We start from the raw sequence: 19,766 nt of genomic DNA on the forward strand, positions 1-19,766 counted from the left end.
CCTTCCCCGACCACGAAAGCACGGCTGCCCCTGTGGAACCGCACCGCGTCCTCGTCCTCAACTCCGGCTCCTCGTCGGTGAAGTACCAGCTCCTCGACATGCGGGACCGCTCCCGGCTGGCCTCGGGCCTGGTCGAGCGGATCGGCGAGGAGACCTCGCGGCTGGTGCACACGCCGCTGACCGGCGGTGGTGCGGAGCCCCGGGAGCGTACGGGGCGGATCGCCGACCACGAGGAGGCGCTGAGGGCCGCGGCCGAGGAGCTGGCGGCGGACGGGCTCGGCCTGGACTCCCCCGAACTCGCCGCGATCGGGCACCGGGTGGTCCACGGCGGGCTGCGGTTCAGCGAGCCAACCGTGATCACCGACGAGGTGCTGAAGGAGATCGAGCGGCTGGTCCCGGTCGCGCCGCTGCACAACCCGGCGAACATCACGGGCATCGTCACGGCGCGGGCGCTGCGGCCCGATCTGCCGCAGGTGGCGGTCTTCGACACGGCGTTCCACACGACGATGCCGGAGTCGGCCGCCCGGTACGCGATCGACGTGGAGACCGCCGACGCGCACCGCATCCGCCGCTACGGCTTCCACGGCACCTCGCACGCGTACGTCTCGCGGAAGACGGCCGAGCTGCTGGGCAAGGGCCCCGAGGAGGTGAACGTCATCGTGCTGCACCTGGGCAACGGGGCGTCGGCCTCGGCGGTCAGGGGCGGGCGGTGCGTGGACACCTCCATGGGGCTGACCCCCTTGGAGGGGCTCGTGATGGGTACGCGCTCCGGGGACGTCGATCCGGCGGTCACCTTCCACCTCAAGCGGGTGGCGGGCATGTCCGCCGACGAGATCGACGTCCTGCTGAACAAGAAGAGCGGGCTGGTCGGCCTCTGCGGCGACAACGACATGCGGGTGATCCGCCGCCGGATCGACGAGGGCGACGAGCGGGCGGCGCTGGCCTTCGACATCTACATCCACCGGCTGAAGAAGTACATCGGCGCCTACACGGCGGTGCTCGGCCGGGTGGACGCGGTGGCGTTCACGGCGGGGGTCGGCGAGAACGCGGCGCCGGTGCGGGAAGCTGCCATCGCGGGCCTGGAGGAGCTGGGCATGGCGGTGGACGCCGGGCTCAACGCCGTACGGTCCGGGGAGCCGCGGCTGATCTCGCCGGAGTACGCGCGGGTGGCGGTCGCCGTGGTGCCGACGGACGAGGAGCTGGAGATCGCCGACCAGACGTTCGCGCTCGTCGAGGGGGCGTGACGTACGCCTCGGACGGGTCGACAACTGAGCACCCCCGCGCCCTTTTGTATCTTCCACCAGACGGAATATTCCGCAGCGAAACAAACCGATAGGATCCGCCTCATGCGCCGTTCCAAAATCGTCTGCACCCTCGGTCCCGCCGTCGACTCCCACGAGCAGCTCGTCGCTCTGATCGAGGCGGGCATGAGCGTGGCCCGTTTCAACTTCAGCCACGGCTCCCACGAGGAACACCAGGGCCGTTACGACCGCGTCCGCGCGGCAGCCGCCGAGACCGGCCGGGCGGTGGGCGTGCTCGCCGACCTCCAGGGGCCGAAGATCCGGCTGGCCAAGTTCGCGGAGGGGCCGGTCGAGCTGGTCCGCGGCGACGAGTTCACCATCACCTCCGAGGACGTCGCCGGCGACAAGTCGATCTGCGGCACGACCTACAAGGGTCTGCCCGGCGACGTCGTCAAGGGCGACCCGATCCTCATCAACGACGGCAACGTCGAGCTGAAGGTCGTCGCGGTCGAGGGCCCGCGGGTGAAGACCATCGTCATCGAGGGCGGTGTCATCTCCGACCACAAGGGCATCAACCTGCCCGGCGCGGCGGTCAACGTCCCGGCCCTGTCCGAGAAGGACGTCGAGGACCTGCGCTTCGCGCTGCGGATGGGCTGCGACCTGGTCGCGCTCTCCTTCGTCCGCGACGCCGACGACGTCAAGGACGTGCACAAGGTGATGGACGAGGAGGGCCGCCGGGTCCCCGTCATCGCCAAGGTGGAGAAGCCGCAGGCGGTCGAGCACATGGAGGGCGTCGTCGCGGCGTTCGACGGTGTGATGGTGGCCCGCGGCGACCTGGCCGTGGAGTACCCGCTGGAGAAGGTCCCGATGGTGCAGAAGCGCCTGGTGGAGCTGTGCCGGCGCAACGCCAAGCCGGTGATCGTGGCGACCCAGATGATGGAGTCGATGATCACCAACTCGCGGCCCACCCGCGCCGAGGCGTCCGACGTCGCCAACGCGATCCTGGACGGCACGGACGCGGTCATGCTGTCGGCCGAGTCCTCGGTGGGCGCGTACCCGATCGAGACGGTCAAGACGATGGCGAAGATCGTCGCGGCCGCCGAGGAGGAGCTGCTCTCCAAGGGCCTCCAGCCGCTGGTCCCCGGCAAGAAGCCCCGTACGCAGGGCGGTTCGGTGGCCCGCGCGGCCTGCGAGATCGCGGACTTCCTGAACGGCAAGGCCCTGGTCGCCTTCACCCAGTCCGGTGACACGGCCCGCCGTCTCTCCCGCTACCGCACGGCCCAGCCGATCCTGGCGTTCACCACGGACGAGAACACTCGCAACCAGCTCGCGCTGAGCTGGGGCGTCGAGTCCTACGTAGTCCCGCACGTGGACAACACCGACGCGATGGTCGACCTGGTCGACGCGGAGTTGCTGAAGCTGAACCGCTACAACGACGGCGACACCATGGTCATCACCGCCGGTTCGCCCCCCGGCGTCCCCGGCACCACCAACATGGTCCGGGTCCACCACCTGGGCGGCGGCGAGCGGGACTGACCCGCCGGCCACGCACGAGGGGCGCCCCCGGACATCTCGTCCGGGGGCGCCCCTCGTCGGTGGGTGCGCCGGGTCAGCGGCCCGCGCCGCCCTCCAGGTAGTTCTTCAGCCCCGGCACGGTGAGCGTGCCGCCGAACTGGCCGGCCTGCTTCACCGTCACCTTGGTGAACACCGCGATGGGGACGTTCAGCGGCGGCGGGGTCTGCGGGCTGAACGTGACCGGGATGAGGCCGAAGAGGTTGCCCTTCAGCTCCTCCGTGTACATCGTGACCTCGCCGTTGCGGATCTCCGAGGTCGAGCCGGGGCGCGACGTGACGTGCCCGGTCGTGCCCGCCGGGCCCTCGGTGAGCTGGTGCAGGTCCTTGATGTCGATCGAGGAGGCGGTGAACTTCAGCACCTTCTTGATGCTGCCGTCCGCCTTCTTCACCTCGACGATGCCGTGGTAGTCCAGACCGCGCAGGGTGAGCCGCGTCGATTCCAGGATCCAGGGGTCGGTCGGCAGGAGCGGCATGCCGGGCTCCAGCTCGGCCGCGGCGAGCGCCTCCGGGTCCACCTCGGGGCACGGGAAGCGGGGCTTCGCGCCGTCCGGGATGTCCTCGTCCTTCTTGGCGTCGAGTCCCTTGGCGTCCTCGTCGAGCTCCTCGACCTTCTCGCCGGCCTTCTCGGCGGCCTCGCGGATGGCGTCGGCCGCCTTGTCGGACGTCTCCTTCGCCTTGTCGGCCGCGCCCTCCGCGGGGTCCTTCGCCGGGTCCTTCGGCTTCTCGGACTTCTCCGGGGCGTCGGCCGTGGGGCTCGGGGACGGGCTCGCCGGCTCGTCCGCCTTCCCCTCGCCCTTGTCCTTGTCGCCGTTCGGGCCGTCGAAGAGGTCCTTGAGCGCGTCGCCGATGCCGAGCGGGTCGAGCGGGTTCTTGGACTTGGTGGGCGTCGGGGTCGCGGAGGGCGTCTCGGCGGGCTTGTCGGCGGAGCGGGCGGCCTTGTCGTCGCCGGGCTTCTCGTCGGACTGCGCGCCGGGCTTCTCGTCGGCCGAGGGCTCTTTCTCCGTACCGGAAGCGGAACCGCTCGCCGAGGGCTTCGGGGTGGCGGCGTCGTCCTTGCCGGAGCCGTCGTCCTTGCCGTCCTTCTCCGTGGCCGACGGGGACGGGGTGGCCTCGGGCGACTCGGACGCGTCCGGCTCGTCGGACCGGGTGACGCAGGGGCCGGGCGCGAACGGGTTCTCGATGCGGTCCTCGGCCAGGGCCATCTTGGGCGTCAGCCCCATGCCCACGAAGACCGCCGTCGGCATGGCCGCGAGGGCCAGGGCCTTCTTGCCGCTCGGCAGGTGGAGCTTGGTGAGCAGCGACTTCCTGGGGGCCGCGTGGCGGGGCCCCTTGCGCTCGCGGATCTCGTCGCCGGGGTGGGCGTCCGTCCGCTGTCCGTCGTCACCCCGCACGATGCCCCCCCGCCTCGGAGCCGGCCACCGGGTCGAACCCGGGGCCCTGCTGCTGCGGGACGGCCGCGGGCTGGAGCTCGCCAGCGGGGCGCTCCTCGTACGGGAAGTCCTTGGCGAGCGGGTCCCGTTCGCCGGCCGGCGCCTCGCCGGTCTGCGGCTGCGCCTCGCCGTCCTGCTGCGGCACACCGGGCGCCCAGGAAACGGACAGGGCTCCGCCGATGAGGGAGAGCAGGAACCCGATCACGAAGCCGCCGATGTTGGCGACGGGTATGGAGATCAGCGCCAGCAGGATGGCCGCGACGCCCGCGAACACCCGGACGATGTGGTGGAACCACATGGTGAAGCCGAGCGTGATCAGCAGGATCCCGATGATCAGGGACCCGGCGCCGGCGGTCGTGGACATCGCCAGCGTCATGTTGCCGAGGTGCAGGTCGGCGTACGGGAAGTAGGCGATGGGAAGGCCACCGGCCATGGTGAACAGACCGGCCCAGAACGGGCGGTCGCCCCGCCAGGCGCGGAAGCGTCGCCGGTAGACGCTGATGTAGTGCTCGTTCTGCCCTGTGGACTCGGGGCTCATGGAAAACAGCTCCCTGGAACCGGTACTGCGGTGAGAAGGGAAGGAGGGGGGTGGCCGGAACGTCCCGGAAGGACGTTCCGGCCACCCGGGCCGAGTGCTAGTAGCACTCCTTGACGCCCGTGTGCAGCCTCAGCTTCAGGTCGCTGAGCTTGAAGGTGCCGGCGGTGGTCGCCCACGCCGTCTGCTTCACGCCGGTCAGCACGGCCTTGTCGGCCCGCTGCGCGAAGCCCGACTCGTTCGCCTGCGTACCGGGCTGGATACCGATGCTGCCCGGCTTGTTCTTCTTCGCCAGCGAACCGGCCGCGACACCGATGTCGATGTTCCGGAACTCGGCGTCGGCGTCCAGCTCGGAGACGTCCAGGTAGAGGTTGGTCGCCTCGACCGGCTTCTTCGGGTTGGTACCGGCGTTCAGCTCAAGGCTGATGCTCTTGTTGATGAACGGGACCTTCGGCGTGACCACCGACTGGCACATGTTGGTGATGGTCGCCTTGCTGAAGCCCGACACCGCGACCGCGTGCGCCGCTTCCTTGCCTTCGAGGTCCTTACCGACCGCGACGCTGCCGTACTGGACGAAGTCGTCGCCCTCGAGCCTGTCGGTGCTGACCTTGAAGCTCTGGCCGGAGACCGCGAAGGACGCGGCGAGCGCACCCTGCGCGAGGCCGACGCCCACCGCCGCCGTGGCGACGACGCTCGGCACCATGACCAGAGCGAAACGCTTCCATCTCGTCCCACCGCGAACCTGGGAACTCATACTTTTGCTCCTTCTTCTCGGACGTACATCTCCGGGCGGGCCTCTGGCCCGGCCTGGGATGGGAGAAGTGCTACGTCCTCGGGAAGGAGAGCGCCCGCGATCGGAGACCTTTCCCGTATCCGATCCACCGGCGTTCACCCCCGAGCGACAACCACGGGCCGCGCGCTCCGCACGGCCGGTCGGACAGGCCCCGCTGTCGGGCGGGAACCCCCCTGTCCACGGTCGGCGCCACTGCCGCCGACCCACTCGGTGGGGACCCAACAGGCCCTCGGGCACCGGCTGGAGACCGGGCGGAAGGTATTGGACCGAGCGTGGCCGATCGTGGTCCATTCACGCGCCCGACACAAGGGGGATCGTTACTCGCTAGTAACGCCCTGATAACCACAGGACGACAGCACGGCATCGCGCGGCGACGCAGGGTGGCACGAAAGGGACATCGGAATGGCGGGAAACTCCCTGGAAACCGGACAGAACCGCCAGCACGCTTTACTCCGAGTAACAGCTCGCATCTTTGTCAAGATTTGGTAAAGCGGGGGCTTCTCGGGCCGTTCTTTGGCGTCCGGACGGCAAAACGGCCGCATCGCCGGGCGGGCGATGCGGCCGTCTTGTCACATCGGGACAATCGGGTGCGTCCGGAGCGGACGGCGGACCGGTCTCAGAACAGGACGCGGGCGAGCGCGGTGCGCGCTGCGGTCACCCTGGGGTCCTCGGGGCCGATCACCTCGAACAGCTCCAGCAGCCGCAGCCGGGCGGTGTTCCGCTCGTCGCCCGCGGTACGGCGGACCGCCTCGACCAGCCGGCCGAAGGCGTCCTCGACGTGACCGCCGACCAGATCCAGGTCGGCGGCGGCGATCTGGGCGTCCACATCGGCCGGATTGTCCGCGGCCGCCGTGCGGACCGCCTGCGGGTCCATGCTCTGGACCCGTCCGAGCAGCTCCGCCTGGGCGAGGCCCAGCTTGGCCTCCGGGTTGGCCGGGTCGTCGGTGAGGACGTTCTTGTACGCCTGGATCGCGCCGCCGAAGTCGTTGGCGTCGAGCGCGGAGGCGGCGGCCTCCAGGAGGGCGTCGTACGGACCGGCCGGGACCTCGGCCGGTGCGGCGCCCGGCGCCCCGGCGTCCGGGTCGACCGTGATGCCGGTCAGCCCGAAGCGCTCCTCGCCGACCTGGATCAGCTGGTCCAGCGTCTCGCGGATCTGGGCCTCGGGGGCCGCGCCCTGGAAGAGCGGGAGGGCCTGCCCGGCGACGACGGCGAAAACGGCCGGAATGCTCTGGATGCCGAACTGCTGCATCAGCATCTGGTTGGCCTCGACGTCGATCTTAGCCAGCAGGAAGCGGCCGTTGTACTCGACGGCCAGACGCTCCAGCAGGGGGCCGAGCTGCTTGCACGGCTGGCACCATTCGGCCCAGAAGTCGAGGACGACGGGGACCTCGGTGGAGCGCTGGAGGACGTCGCGCTCGAAACCGGCTTCATCGACGTCGATCACCAGGGCGGCGGGCGCGACGGCGCCGGAGCCACCGGTGCGGGCGGCCTGTGCGCGGGCCTGCTCCGCCTTGGCCTTGGCCTCACCGGCCGCCTTGACGGCGGCGAGGTCGACAACGCCGCTCATGGACATGTTCCTAGGCTGCATACGTACATCCTCCCCCCTGGGTGCGCCGTTGCGGAAAGCGAGCGCGAGAACCGGCCCGGCCGAAGGCTCCCGCCGGCGTGCGGGAGCGGACGGGCCGGGACGGCCCCGGGCCCCCGAAGGGCCCGACGGGGCCCGCGAAAGCCCCGGTGGAACTGCCGGGGCATCCGGGAGGCTCCGGTCCTGACGGTGGGTCCGTGAAGACCCGGGTGGACCTTCCGGATCCCCGTCCGGCCGGTCCGTGCGGCTCCGGGTCCCCACCCGGCGCCTGGGGCCCGCTGGGGCCCCGGTGGCTGTCGTTCGTCGCGGCGTCCGGGGGCGGGCGGGCCGCCTTCCTTACGCTACGACCCGTAGCGTAACTGTCGATGTGCTCGTCGTACCAGGTGATCCCGGTGATCTGTCTCACGGTTACCGAGGAGTAGCGGTTTCCCTACCGGCCGGTATGGTCGCCGCATCATGAGCGACAGCGACCCCCGAACCAGCCGGACAGGGCGTCCTCGGAGCACCGAGGCCGACGCCGCGATCCTTGAGGCGACGCGGGCGTCCCTGGTCGACCTGGGCTGGTCGAAGCTGACGATGGGGGACGTGGCGACCCGGGCCGGGGTCGCCAAGACGACCCTCTACCGGCGCTGGGCCGGCAAGAACGAGCTGGTCGTGGACGCGGTCGCGGTCCTGTTCGACGAGCTGGAACTGCCGGACCGGGGCAGCCTGGCCGCCGATGTGCAGGGCGTGGTGCTCCAGTTCGCCGCCCTGCTGGAGCGCCCGGAGACCCGGACCGCGCTGATGGCGGTGGTCGCGGAGTCCACCCGGGACGAATCGCTGCGGATGCGGATCCGGGACTCGATCGTGGAGCGGCAGAAGCGGCTGGTGCTCGAAGGACGGCGGCGGGCACAGCAGCGGGGCGAACTGCCCGTCGAGACCGACGCGGTGGTGGCGAACCGGACCGCCGACCTGATCTTCGACGTGATCGCGGGCGCGGTGGTGCACCGCCTGCTGGTGAGCGCCGAGCCCGTCGACACCGACTGGGCCCGGCAGTTCACCCTGCTGCTGCTGTCGGGGCTGGGGCCGGGAGCGATGGAACGGCGCCCCGGGAGCTGATGCCCCGGGACGCCGTCCCCCCTGTTCGCACGGTGTGCGGCACCGGCTACCAGCGCGTCTGATGCTCCACGTCGGACACATGGAAGCGCCCGTAGCCGAATGCCTCGCCGAGAGCCTCGTACCGGGCGTACTGGGCATCGGAGATCGGCACCCAGCAGGTGCTCAGCACCCGCAGGAGGAGCCGGAAGCCGAGGTCGGGATCGACCTGGGCGGTGACCGATTCCAGGGCCCGGACCACCTCGCCCGGCGCATGGCCGAAGAGCGTCCCGTCCTTCGCCGCCGCCCTCGCCGCCAGGGCGGGCTCCACCTCCGCGACGGCCGCCAGGACGGCCCGGACCGATTCCTCGGACGCCGCGACCGGCTCGACCGCCGACGACTCTGCCGGGTCGGCCCGCCGCGCCGGTTCGGAGCAGACGGCCGCGACCTGGCGCAGCCAGTCCCGTCCGTCGACGCCGAAGAAGGCGAGGTTGTACCCGCCCTCCGAGGCGACCGCCCACACCGTCGTGATGACCTCGGTGGGCAGGGGGCTCTGTTCGAGGCGGACCGCGTCCGCCAGGATCGCCGAGGCCGCCTCTCCCGCAGGCTCGTCCAGGTGCCCCAGGGCGGCGTCCGCGATGGTCTCGTCGACGGTCCGCTCATGGGACCACGGCCCGGCGAAGAACTTGGTCAGCCGACTGAGACCGAAATCCCACTCGGTGTGGCGCGGTGTCATGGTTCCTCTCTCAGTTCGGGTAGGCCGTGTAGACGACGAAGCCGCCGCGACCCTTGTGGGACCACTTCTTGAGGAGGACCGTCACCCCGTTGCCGGCCGTCGTGATGGTGCTGCCGTCGGGATGGTACGCCTTGCCCAGTGAGGGATACGCGTCCCATTTCCCCGAGAGGGTGAAGTAGTCGCCCGGCCCCGCCGTACGCCGCCAGCTCTCCAGCCGGGCGAACGCGGCGTTGTTCCTGACCCCTCTGGGGTAGAAGTAGTCGGACACGACCCGGTCGACCGCCTGCTGGGCGATGTCCGCATTCGTCCATACGCTGTTGGGCTTTCCCTTCCTCCTGGCGAGACGGAACGCCTCGTTCGCGTCCACGTTCACATGCTCCTTGAGCGTGTGCGCCCCGCTGGCGGGCATCGCCGTCTCGTCGTTGAGGTTCATGCAGTTGTGGACCAGGACGTCCCTGCTGTCGGAGCCCCGCGTGCTCACGTAGAACGTGTGGAGGTTGTCCACGGTCAGGTCGTACACCAGGCGGGGCGTCAAACCTGAGCGGTCCCGCAAGCCGCTCACCGTGCGCTTCGCCCCGTCGGGGCCGCGCAGCCGGTCGCCCGTGCTCAGGTCCGCGACGAGCGTCCAGCCCTCTCCGATGACGTAGACCTTGTGTCCGGCGGTGCTGGTGAGGGTCTCCCCACCCCTGAACGAGACGGTGACGAGGCGGTCGGTGTCGTGGCGGAAGGTCGCCGTCACCGTCTGCGCCCGCCGGCCCCCGCCGGCGGGATCGGTCGCGAGGACACGGTCACCGACCCGGACGGAGCGGATCTCCTGGTGCGATCCGTCGGCCATCAGCACCCGGGTGTCACCGGGAAAGCTGTTCCTGGCGCAGGAGGTGAACAGGTCCTCCGCCGTGTTGGCCTGGCGCTCCAGATTGGCGAGGACCGCCGGATCGAGATCGAGGTTCTTCAGGGCCCGGTACGCGTCGGCGACGCCCACCCCGGTCTTCATCGCGGCGTCGAGGGCACGTACGGCGTCCACCGCGTCGGCGATCTTCTTGCCGGGGATGAAGTTGCTGGCGGCCCAGAGGCAACCGCTGACACTGCCCTTCGAGCACTGGACGAAGTCGTCGACGAGCACGTGCCACAGAGCCTGGAGCACCATCTTGTCGAAGATCAACGCGATCTCCAGACGGCTGAAGTACCTGTCGACGTACGCCGTCTGGTCCGTGTGCTTCTCGCTGCCGAGCCAGACGATCGAGTCCACCGGGCAGGTCGCGGCGCTGACGTCGTCCCCCGCGTCCTCGTCCGCGCACAGGTAGAAGTCGACGGTGATGTTGAAGCGGAGCTTGTACTTCACCGTGCAGCCGTCGAAGCCGATGTCCAGAACACAGTCGTTCTGCGGCGTGGGCTCCCCCAGCTGCTCGACCTTCTGCTTGGTGAACATCTGGCCGATGCCGGTGACGCCGCCCTTGGTGACGGTCTCCCTCTCCTTGGCGTTCTCCGTGCGGACGGCGGCTTCCTGGGCTTCCCTGGCCAGGTCCTGCGCCCGGGCGGCGGACGCCTCGGCGGCCGTGGCGTCGCGTTCGGCCTTGTCGGCCACTCCGCGCGCCGCCGCGGCGTCGTTCTCGGCCGCGGTGGCCGCTCCGCGTGCCGAGGCCGCGTCCAGTTCGGCGGCGTCGGCCGAGTTGCGGGCGTCGGTCGCGTATCCGGTGGCCGTGTTCGCCGCGTCGGCTGCCGCCGCCGCGTCGCCGATGGCCTGCCGGTTGTACTCGATGGTGTTGGCCTCGGCCTTGAGGGTCGCCTTGACGGCGGCTGCCGCCTCGGCCGCGGAGGCACGCGCCTTGGTGACGGAAGCGGCGGCCTTCACGGCGGAGTCCGCGGCCTGGGAGGCGGCGGTCGCGGCGGCCTTGTCGTCGGCGGATGCCTTCGCGGCGAGCGCCTTGGCGGTCGCCGCGGCCTTCGCCGCCTCGTCCGCCCGCGCCTTGGCGACCGCTGCCTGCTGCTCGGCCAGCGTCTTGGCGGTCTGCCCGAGGAGGACGGCCAGGGCCGCCGACGCGTCGGTCTCACGGAACGGGGTGCCCAGCGCAATGGCGGTCTTCGCCGCCGCCACGGCGACCACGGCCGCGTCACGGGCGGCGTCCGCCGCCTGCGAGGCGGCGTAGGCGTAGCCGGCGGTTCGTACCGCCGCGGCCGCGGTGGCGACGGCCTCGATGTGCGCCAGGTCGGCGTTCGCCTTGGCTTCGGCGGCCTTGGCCTTCGCCGTGTCGGCGAGGGCCTTGGCAGCGCGGACGTTCTGCGCCGCCGCTTCGGACGAGGCGATGGCGTCGGCCGCTGCCGAGTGGGCCTTCGCCACGGCGGCCGTGGTGATCGCCACATCGCGCTGGGCGGCGTCGGAGGCCGCCCGGGAGCGTGCGGCGGCGGCTTCCGCCTTCGTCGCGGCCTCGCGGGCGTTGGCCGCCGCCGTGGTCGCGGTGTCGGCGGCGGCACGGGCGTTGGACGCTGCCGTGGTGGCCTCGTTCGCCGCCGCCCGGGCCTGGGTCGCGGCGGCCCGGGACTCGGCCGCGGCGGCCGTGCCCTCGTCCGCATCCGCCTTGGCCTCCAGCGCCCACTGCTTCGCCAGGGCGACATCGCGGTCGCTCTCGGCCCGCAGCGCTCCGTCCCGGGCGTTCCTGGCCCGGCCCTCGGCTGCCAGGGCCTCGTTCTTCTTCGTCGCCGCGGTGGCCCCCGCCGTCTGGGCGGCGCTCAGGGCCCGGCCCGCGGCCTCCCGCTGGGTCCGCGCCTCCTGGTCGGCCGCGGCCGCCTTGCCGCGCTCGGTGGCGGCGATCTCCTTCTGGACCTTGGCCTTGTCCCGCTCGCTCTCGGCGACGGCCCGCTTGGCCTTGGCGTCGGCGGCGGCCAGTTTGGCGGTCTGCTCGGCCCCTTCGGCCTTGGCCTGGGCCGCCTTGGCCTTGGTGGCGTTCGCGGCTGCCTGGACCGCCTGCTGCTCGGCGCCGGCGGCGGCCGCCTTCGCCTGGGCGGCGGCCTCTTCCGCCGCGGCGCGTCGAAAGGCGGTCTGTGCCGCGTGGGACTGGGTGTCGCCCAGCGCGTAGAGGGCCTTGCTGTCGGCGGCGGTGGCCGACGCCGCGTTCAGCGTGGCCTCGATCGCCTTGGCCGAGGACTGCGCGGCGGAGGCCGATGCCTTGGTCACCTGGGCGGACTGCCGTGCGTAGGTGAGCCCGCGGCCGTACGGCGTGCCGTTGGCGAGGGCGATGGCTCCGGCGTCCGTCTGCGCGGTCGCCGCCTTGTCCGCCTGCGCCTGGGCCGAGGTCGCCGCGCTCTTCGCGATCGTCAGCTGTGCGGAGATCGCCTTCTTGGCGTTGCTGATCGCGGTCGTGGCGTTGGTGAACACCGCGGCCTTGGGGTACCCGGGCTCCGTCTTCGGCTTGCCCTGCCAGTACTTCTGGAAGACCAGCATCCGGCTGACGATGTACGCCTGGCCCTGCGCCTCGACCATGGCGTCCGAGGACTTGCGCAGATCCTTGTACGCCTGGATCTCGGCGGCCGCGAGGTCGCCGCGCTGCTTGGCCTGGCTGGCCTGCTCCGCCTGCCACTCGGCGTCCGCGGTCTCCACCACGTCGCCGAACTTCTTGAACGGGTCGTAGGGGTCGTCCGTCGCGCAGCCCGCCCACTGGGTCTTGAGCTCCTCGGCCTCCATCCGGAATTCGAGGGAGGAGGCGTCCGGGCTCACCGAGGGCAGTCCGCCCAGCCGGATGAAGCGGGCGATCTCGTAGGCCGACAGCTTCCGGAGGTCGCTCTCGGAGGTGAAGGCGTAGATCCCGCCGTACATTTCGTCCTTCGACTCCTCCTGCCGCTGCTTGAGGATGGCGATCGCGTTGTCGAGCGCCACCGTGGAGGGCTTGGTCGGCGGCGGCCCGTCGAAGCTCTCCGCGACCAGGAACTGTGACATCGTCCGCGCGTAGTCCGGCGCTTCCAGGAACGTCATGTAGTCGGCGCCGCTGACGGCGAACGGCTTCGTGATGCTGGCCCAGCCTGTCCGGCGGGTCTGCTCCGCGGCGTAGGCGGCCTGCCGATCCTCCGCGTCCGCGCGGCGGGCGTTGCCGAGCGTGCCGGCTCCCCAGGTGTAGACGGCCAGCCGGGCGTTGACGGCGGGGCCGGTGAGGCCCTGCGCGGCGGCTGCCTTCACCTTCGGCCCGCCGGCGTGCAGCCAGTTGCCGGTGGTGCAGTAGTCGGCGCGGGCGATGCGCTGCGGGATGGCCGCGCCCGATGCCTGGAGGTCGTTGAGCGCGCGGCTCCAGACCCGTACGTCATCCATCCGGCCGGGGAAGTGGTCGGCGGGCTTGCCGGCGGCCAGTCCCCGGCCGACCTCGATGTCGCCGGAGGCGCGCCAGCCCTCGGCATGGGCGGCGACGGCCACTCGGGCGCCGTTCACGTAGAGCCGGATCTGGCCGGCGGCCGCGTCGAAGACACCGGTGAGGTGGGTCCACTCGCCGGTGTTCGTCACGGGGACGGTGCCGGTGGCAGTGGACCAGGCCGTCGTGGCGGTGTCCTCCTTCGGCATGGCGAAGGAGGGTTTGCCGTCGGCATTGATCTTCAGCGCGAACCCGGACACCTGGCTGCCCGGCCGGGAGATGACCGTGTAGGGCTTTCCGGACTGCTCGGCCTCCAGCCACGCCGAGACGGTGAAGGACTGGTCCGTCGGCAACGGCACCGGGATGGTGAGGTAGTCGTCCACCCCGTCGAGCCGCAGCGTACGGCCACCGGACCCGCCGCCCCAGATGCTCTCGTTGTCGCTTCTCGGTCCGGCGTAGATGCCGTTGTGGTGAGTGGCCTGCGGCCCGCCTTCCAGATCCTGTCCGGTCGGGGTGTACTCCGGCTCGCTCCACTCGAAGTCGTAGTGGGCGACTTCGCCCTTGAGCGGGTAGACCGGCGTCGGCTGCTCGTCCCCCGCGGTCACGCTCCGCGATTCGGCGGGTGGTTGCGGCACCGCGTGCGCGAGCGTCGCCACTGTCGACAGTGCGGTGACGAACGCGGTGACGGCCATGAGCCGGGCCGCACTACGACGGCTGCGGCATCTTCGTATCGGGACTTTGACGCGCATGGTCTGCTGCTCCTGATCGCTGGAAGTGCTCCAGGATCGGGCAAGCGGGCAGAGCCCACCTGCGTTGACGCAGGTGGGCTCAACTCCCCCCCGGAGCTAGCGATCATGATGACATTGACGATGTCCCTTCATAAGGTCTTCACGGAGAATACTGATCGAACCACTGTGGTGACGGTGACTCAGAAGCCCGGCGGCTCCGTGTAGACGCCCCACTCGTCGCGCAGCACCCCGCAGATCTCGCCGAGCGTGGCCTCGGCCCGTACCGCGTCGAGCATGGGCGCGATCATGTTGGAGCCGTCGCGGGCGGCGGCGAGCATCGCGTCCAGCGCGGCGGTGACCCTGGCGTCGTCGCGGGCGGCCTTGCGGTCGGCGAGCTGGCTGACCTGGTCGCGCTCGACCTCGTGGCTGACGCGCAGGATCTCCAGGTCGCCGGTGACCGAGCCGTGGTGGACGTTGACGCCGACGACCCGCTTGTCGCCCTTCTCCAGGGCGCGCTGGTACTGGAACGCGGATTCGGCGATCTCGCCGGTGAACCAGCCGTCCTCGATGCCGCGCAGGATGCCGGAGGTGATCGGGCCGATGGGGTGCTGCCCGTCCGGGTGGGCGCGGGTGCCGCGCTCCTTGATCTGGTCGAAGATCTTCTCGGCCTCGGCCTCGATCCGGTCGGTGAGCTGCTCCACGTACCAGGAACCGCCCAGCGGGTCGGCCACGTTGGCGACGCCGGTCTCCTCCATCAGCACCTGCTGGGTGCGCAGGGCGATCTCGGCCGCCTGCTCGGAGGGGAGCGCGAGCGTCTCGTCGAGGGCGTTGGTGTGCAGCGAGTTGGTGCCGCCGAGGACGGCGGAGAGCGCCTCGACGGCGGTGCGGACGACGTTGTTGTACGGCTGCTGAGCGGTGAGCGAAACGCCGGCGGTCTGGGTGTGGAACCGCAGCCACTGCGCCTTGTCGGTCTTCGCGCCGTACGTCTCCCTCATCCAGCGGGCCCAGATGCGGCGGGCGGCGCGGAACTTCGCGATCTCCTCGAAGAAGTCGAGGTGGGCGTCGAAGAAGAAGGAGAGCCCGGGGGCGAAGGTGTCGACGTCCAGGCCGCGCGAGAGGCCCAGCTCCACGTAGCCGAAGCCGTCCGCGAGGGTGTACGCCAGCTCCTGCGCGGCCGTCGCCCCGGCCTCGCGGATGTGGTAGCCGGAGACGGAGAGCGGCTTGTACGCGGGGATGGAGGCGGCGCAGTGCTCCATCAGGTCGCCGATGAGGCGCAGATGGGGCTCGGGCTGGAACAGCCACTCCTTCTGCGCGATGTACTCCTTGAAGATGTCCGTCTGGAGGGTGCCGTTGAGGACGCCCGGGTCGACGCCCTGGCGCTCGGCGGCTACCAGGTACATGCAGAAGACGGGGACGGCCGGCCCGCTGATCGTCATCGAGGTGGTGACGTCCCCGAGCGGGATGTCGCCGAAGAGGATCTCCATGTCGGCGGCGGAGTCGATGGCGACCCCGCAGTGGCCGACCTCGCCGAGCGAGCGCGGGTCGTCGGAGTCGCGGCCCATCAGCGTCGGCATGTCGAAGGCGACGCTGAGCCCGCCGCCGCCCGCGGCGAGGATCATCTTGTAGCGCTCGTTGGTCTGCCGCGCGTTGCCGAAGCCGGCGAACTGGCGGATCGTCCAGGTGCGGCCCCGGTAGCCGGTGGGGTGCAGCCCGCGGGTGAAGGGGTACTCCCCCGGCCAGCCGATCCGCTCGAATCCCTCGTACGTGTCACCGGGGCGGGGCCCGTAGACCGGCTCGACCGGGTCACCGGAGAGCGTGGTGAAGTCCGCGTCGCGCTTGCGGGCCTTGTCGTAACGGGCCTGCCAGCGGAGGCGGCCTTCCTCGATCGCGTCAGCGTCCATACCCTCGAATTTACTAGGACGTCCTAGTAAATGTCGATGGCAAACCGCCCGGCGCTTCACGCGCGGGGCGGGTCGGGGGTGCCGGACGCGCCGGGGTCAGACCTTGGCCGGGGCCGGCGCGGGGTCGGTGACCAGGGCGCGGGCCTCGCGGCTGACCTTCGGCTCGACGAAGAACGAGGCGAAGGGGATGCAGCCGGCGGCCAGGACCCACAGCAGCTTGCCGAAGGGCCATTTCGCCTTGGAGCCCAGATCGAAGGCGAAGACGACGTAGACGATGAACAGCACGCCGTGGATCTGGGAGATCAGCATGGTGTCGCCGGTCTGGAAGCCGTACTTCGCGATGATCGCCACCGTGAAGACGAGCAGCCAGATGGCGGTGACGTAGGCCATCACCCGGTAGCGGGTGAGCACGTTCTGTTTCATGCCGTCGAGCGTAACGGGACGACCGGGGCGATCTTCGCGCGGCCCCCTGGCCGGACCGCCCCCGCGTACGACGTACGCACTCGTCCCCCGGGACGCACGCGCCCGCCACCGGACCGGCGTACGCGCGCTCCTCCGGACGTACGCGCCCACCACCGGACCGGTGTACGCCCCCGCCTCACCGGGGGCGCGCGGTCACTTCTCCTCGAAGTCCCGGGCCGCCACCCGCAGCGGGCGCAGCATGGCGAAGATCTCGCCGCATTCCTCGGCGTCGTAGACCCCGAGCCCGAAGTCGATCGCCACCAGGTCCCGGGTGGCCGCCTCGACGACGTCGCGGCCCTTGTCGGTGATGGACGCGAGCGTTCCGCGTCCGTCGTTCGGGTTGGGCCGCTTGCTGACGAGGCCGGATCGGACCAGCCGGTCCACCGTGTTGGTGACCGAGGTGGGATGCACCATCAGCCGCTCCCCGATCTTGGACATCGGCAGCTCACCGGCCTTGGAGAAGGTGAGCAGCACCAGCGCCTCGTACCGGGCGAAGGTCAGTCCGTACGGCTTGACGACGGCGTCGACCTCGGCGAGCAGGATCTGCTGGGCCCGCATGATCGAGGTGATCGCCCCCATCGAGGGGACGGGCCCCCAGCGCTGCTGCCAGAGCTCATCGGCGCGGGCGATGGGATCGAAGGGAAGGTTGAGCGGCTTCGGCACGGCACCGACCTTACCCACTGGTCACATGCCGGTCAGCCCTGTCTCGCCCTTCGGTATCGGACATCCGTCCGGGGGCTGTCGCGCGGACCTCGGCGACGAGCAGCAGAGTGCAGACGGTACCGAGGATTCCGGATCCGGCGACCACCTGGTGCACGGGGAAGAATTCGGCCGCGAGCCCCGCCAGCGCCATTCCGAGCCCCTGGACGGTCATCAGCCCGGCGGTGAGCAGGGTCATGGCCCGGCCGCGCAGCTCCTCGGGCACGGCGTCGACGAACCACTGGTCGAGCCCGATGACGTACGCGGCGCCCGCGCCGGCCAGCGCGAGGGCCGCGACGGCGAGCGGCAGCCCGGGGCGGACCGCGTACACGACGAGCGGGAGCAGGCCAAGGGCGGCGACGGGCAGGACGATCCGGGAGCGGTTGCGGGGGCTGAGCGCGGACCCCACGAACAGTTCGGCCCCGATGTGGCCGACGGCCATCGAGCAGAGCAGCAGCCCGAGCGCGGCGGACGGGACGCCGATCGCGTCGGCGTACGGGGCTGCCAGCGCCTCCGGGGCCACGACGAACATCGGGGGCACCCAGAACAGCAGCATCAGCGCGCGGACCCGGCGGTCGCCCAGGATGAGGCGGGCCCCGGCGAGCGACTCCTTCAGCAGGGTGCCGCCGCCGTCACCGGAGCGGGCGGGGCGGGCGCGGGTGCCGAAGCGGAGCAGGGCGGCCGAGGCGAGGAAGGTCACCGCGGTGACGGTGATCGCGCCGCGCGGGGAGAGCACGGTGAGCAGCACCCCGCCCGCGCCGAACCCGATGAGCATCGCGCTCTGCGAGACGATCCGCAGCAGGGAGCGGCCCAGCACGTAGAGGTCGCCCTCGCCGAGGATGTCGGTGAGCGCCGCCATCCGGGTCCCGGTGAAGACGGGGGCGATCGCGGCGACCAGGCAGCGCAGGGCGAGGAGCCCGGCGACCGGGGTGGCGGGCACCAGCATCACGGCGACGCAGGCGGCGCAGAGCAGGTCGCAGACCACCAGGACGCGGCGGGCCGGGTAGCGGTCGGCGACCCCGGCGAAGAGGGTCCCGCCGATCAGGTACGGGAGCAGTCCCAGCGCGAACGTCAGCGCGCTGAGCAGCGGGGAGCCGGTGAGGTCGTAGACGAGCACGGTGAGCGCGAGTTCGCTGACGACGACGCCGAGCAGCGAGAACAGGTGCGCGGCGAAGACGGCCCGGAACTCGGCGACGGCGAAGACGGCCCGGTAGCCGCGCGGGGCGGCGGGGGTGGGGGCGTCCGGGACGGCGGGCGCGACACCCTCCGGGACGGCGGCGACGCCTGGCGGGTGGACCGGGGCGGGCGTGACGGCGTCCGGGGCTGGTGCGCCGGGCACCACCGGGACGGCGGGTGCGACGGCGTCCGGGGCGGTCGGCGTACGAGAGGTGTCCGCCGGGGCGGAGCGGTCGTTCGGCATGGGAGGAGCCTGCGGCCGGGGCGCCCCTCGCCCGTAGACTTTCGGCTCAGGCCGAATCTTCGCGGAGACGGGAGGGCCGGGCGTGCCGTTCGAGCTGCACTTCGGCGAGAGCGACCTGCTGCGCTGCCGGTTCGCGCTCTCCCCGCTGTTCGAGACCCAGGAGGCGGTGCGCACGCTGTCCCGCCCCTCGCGGCACGGCTACCACCTGCCCTGGCTCCGCCGCATCCGGCAGGCCGCCGCGGGCCTGGACCTGGAGCCGCTGTGGCTGCTGATGCCGGACGCCGGCCACAACCCGGACTTCATCTGCCCGCCGCCGATCGGGCCGACGGCCACGTTCGAAGAGGAGCTGGCCGCCGTACGGGCGACCGATCCCGAGGTGGCGCGCACGGACATGGCGCTGGCCCTGGCGGACCGGCCGGGCGGGCGGGAGACCGCGGCCGGGCGACGGCTGCTGGCCGATCCGGCACGGGCCGTGCATGAGCTGGCCGATCTGCTGGAGCGGGCCTGGGAGGCGTTGGTCGAGCCCTACTGGCCCCGGCTGCGGGCGCTGCTGGAGGCCGACATCGCGTACCACTCCCGGCGGCTCGCGGACAGCGGTCTGGAGGGGGTGCTGAGCGAGGTGAGCCCCCGGCTGAGCTGGAACGGCACGACGCTCACCGTGGCGGGGACCCGGGGCGACCACCGGCGGGCACTGGGCGGCCAGGGGCTGGTGCTGATGCCGAGCGTCTTCGTCTGGCCGGAGGTGGTGGGCGGCCACGAGGCGCCGTGGCAGCCGGGGCTGATCTACCCGGCGCGCGGCATCGGCGGGCTCTGGACCGGGGCGGGCGGCCGTACGCCGGAGACACTCGGGCGGCTGCTGGGCCGGGTCCGGGCCGACGTGCTGTGCGCGCTGGACGAACCGGCCGGGACGAGCGCGCTGGCGCACCGGCTGGGCCTCGCCCCCTCCTCCGTCTCGGCCCATCTCACCGTGCTGCGCGGGGCGGGGCTGCTGACCTCGCGGCGCTACGGCCACCAGGTGCTGTACGAGCGCACCCCGCTGGGGATCGCCCTGGCCGGGTCGGAGTGAGGGCGGCGGGGAGCGCTTCCCGGCCGCCGCGGGCGTACGGGTCACGGACGGTGTCGCACCACCCCTCCCGGTGACCGTTGTGTCACGATTGCTGGCGTTTCACTGTGTTCCCCGTGCTGTCACGCACGACCTGTGCCTCCCCGCACTTCCCGCGCTCCCGCTCCCGCTCTCCCCGTGTTCCGAATCCG

General features: G+C 71.5%; 14 protein-coding genes. 4 read left to right on the forward strand and 10 right to left on the reverse strand.

Going from position 1 to position 19,766, the window contains the following annotated elements; all coding sequences use genetic code 11:
• Positions 1 to 32: 32 nt before the first annotated feature.
• Both IF19_RS0105210 and pyk read left to right on the forward strand, forming a co-directional pair.
• The gene (locus IF19_RS0105210) at positions 33 to 1,244 is read left to right on the forward strand and encodes an acetate kinase (RefSeq protein WP_030118682.1); all 1,212 of its coding nucleotides are present in this window, start codon (positions 33 to 35) and stop codon (positions 1,242 to 1,244) included.
• Positions 1,245 to 1,346: 102 nt separating this feature from the next.
• Positions 1,347 to 2,777, forward strand: coding sequence for a pyruvate kinase (gene pyk / locus IF19_RS0105215; RefSeq protein WP_030118681.1), 1,431 nt, complete (start codon positions 1,347 to 1,349; stop codon positions 2,775 to 2,777).
• Between the two features lie 73 nt (positions 2,778 to 2,850).
• On the opposite strand, the gene IF19_RS0105220 is transcribed toward pyk, so the two are convergent.
• The 4 genes from IF19_RS0105220 to IF19_RS0105235 form a co-directional block, all read right to left on the reverse strand.
• A complete protein-coding gene (locus IF19_RS0105220; protein WP_030118680.1) occupies positions 2,851 to 4,206 on the reverse strand; it encodes a hypothetical protein in 1,356 nt (451 codons plus the stop codon).
• Positions 4,196 to 4,783 carry a DUF6114 domain-containing protein gene (locus IF19_RS0105225; protein WP_030118679.1) on the reverse strand — a complete coding sequence of 196 codons (588 nt, stop codon included), beginning with the start codon at positions 4,781 to 4,783 and terminating at the stop codon, positions 4,196 to 4,198. The genes IF19_RS0105220 and IF19_RS0105225 overlap by 11 nt, the downstream gene beginning before the upstream one ends.
• A 97-nt stretch (positions 4,784 to 4,880) precedes the next feature.
• Positions 4,881 to 5,534, reverse strand: coding sequence for a DUF6230 family protein (locus IF19_RS0105230; protein WP_030118678.1), 654 nt, complete (start codon positions 5,532 to 5,534; stop codon positions 4,881 to 4,883).
• A gap of 655 nt (positions 5,535 to 6,189) precedes the next feature.
• On the reverse strand, positions 6,190 to 7,161 hold the full coding sequence (locus tag IF19_RS0105235; RefSeq protein WP_030736214.1) for a tetratricopeptide repeat protein: 972 nt from the start codon (positions 7,159 to 7,161) through the stop codon (positions 6,190 to 6,192).
• A gap of 453 nt (positions 7,162 to 7,614) precedes the next feature.
• On the opposite strand from IF19_RS0105235, the gene IF19_RS0105240 reads away from it, so the two are divergent.
• Positions 7,615 to 8,256: a TetR/AcrR family transcriptional regulator gene (locus IF19_RS0105240; protein WP_030118676.1), complete on the forward strand. Its 642-nt coding sequence runs from the start codon at positions 7,615 to 7,617 to the stop codon at positions 8,254 to 8,256.
• 46 nt (positions 8,257 to 8,302) lie between these two features.
• Here IF19_RS0105240 and IF19_RS0105245 read toward each other — a convergent pair whose 3' ends face one another.
• The 6 genes from IF19_RS0105245 to IF19_RS0105270 all read right to left on the reverse strand — a co-directional run bounded on the left by IF19_RS0105245 (position 8,303) and on the right by IF19_RS0105270 (position 18,512).
• On the reverse strand, positions 8,303 to 8,968 hold the full coding sequence (locus tag IF19_RS0105245; RefSeq protein WP_050493701.1) for a hypothetical protein: 666 nt from the start codon (positions 8,966 to 8,968) through the stop codon (positions 8,303 to 8,305).
• Positions 8,969 to 8,978: 10 nt separating this feature from the next.
• Positions 8,979 to 13,994 carry a LamG-like jellyroll fold domain-containing protein gene (locus tag IF19_RS0105250; protein WP_050493702.1) on the reverse strand — a complete coding sequence of 1,672 codons (5,016 nt, stop codon included), beginning with the start codon at positions 13,992 to 13,994 and terminating at the stop codon, positions 8,979 to 8,981.
• 236 nt (positions 13,995 to 14,230) lie between these two features.
• Positions 14,231 to 15,931, reverse strand: coding sequence for a coenzyme B12-dependent isobutyryl-CoA mutase large subunit (gene icmA / locus IF19_RS0105255; protein ID WP_030118671.1), 1,701 nt, complete (start codon positions 15,929 to 15,931; stop codon positions 14,231 to 14,233).
• A gap of 96 nt (positions 15,932 to 16,027) precedes the next feature.
• Complete coding sequence (locus tag IF19_RS0105260; RefSeq protein ID WP_030118670.1) at positions 16,028 to 16,354, reverse strand: DUF3817 domain-containing protein; 327 nt, start codon at positions 16,352 to 16,354, stop codon at positions 16,028 to 16,030.
• A 192-nt stretch (positions 16,355 to 16,546) separates the two neighbouring features.
• A complete protein-coding gene (locus tag IF19_RS0105265; RefSeq protein ID WP_030118669.1) occupies positions 16,547 to 17,056 on the reverse strand; it encodes a MarR family winged helix-turn-helix transcriptional regulator in 510 nt (169 codons plus the stop codon).
• Between the two features lie 10 nt (positions 17,057 to 17,066).
• Entirely contained in the window at positions 17,067 to 18,512 is a 1,446-nt protein-coding gene (locus tag IF19_RS0105270; RefSeq protein ID WP_030118668.1) for an MFS transporter, read from the reverse strand.
• Between the two features lie 82 nt (positions 18,513 to 18,594).
• Between IF19_RS0105270 and IF19_RS0105275 the strand changes: the two genes are divergently transcribed.
• Positions 18,595 to 19,578 (forward strand): ArsR/SmtB family transcription factor, encoded by a 984-nt coding sequence (locus tag IF19_RS0105275; protein ID WP_030118667.1) that lies wholly within the window; start codon positions 18,595 to 18,597, stop codon positions 19,576 to 19,578.
• Positions 19,579 to 19,766 lie beyond the last annotated feature (188 nt).

This window comes from Streptomyces californicus (genome assembly GCF_000717645.1).
GTDB lineage: Bacteria > Actinomycetota > Actinomycetes > Streptomycetales > Streptomycetaceae > Streptomyces > Streptomyces californicus.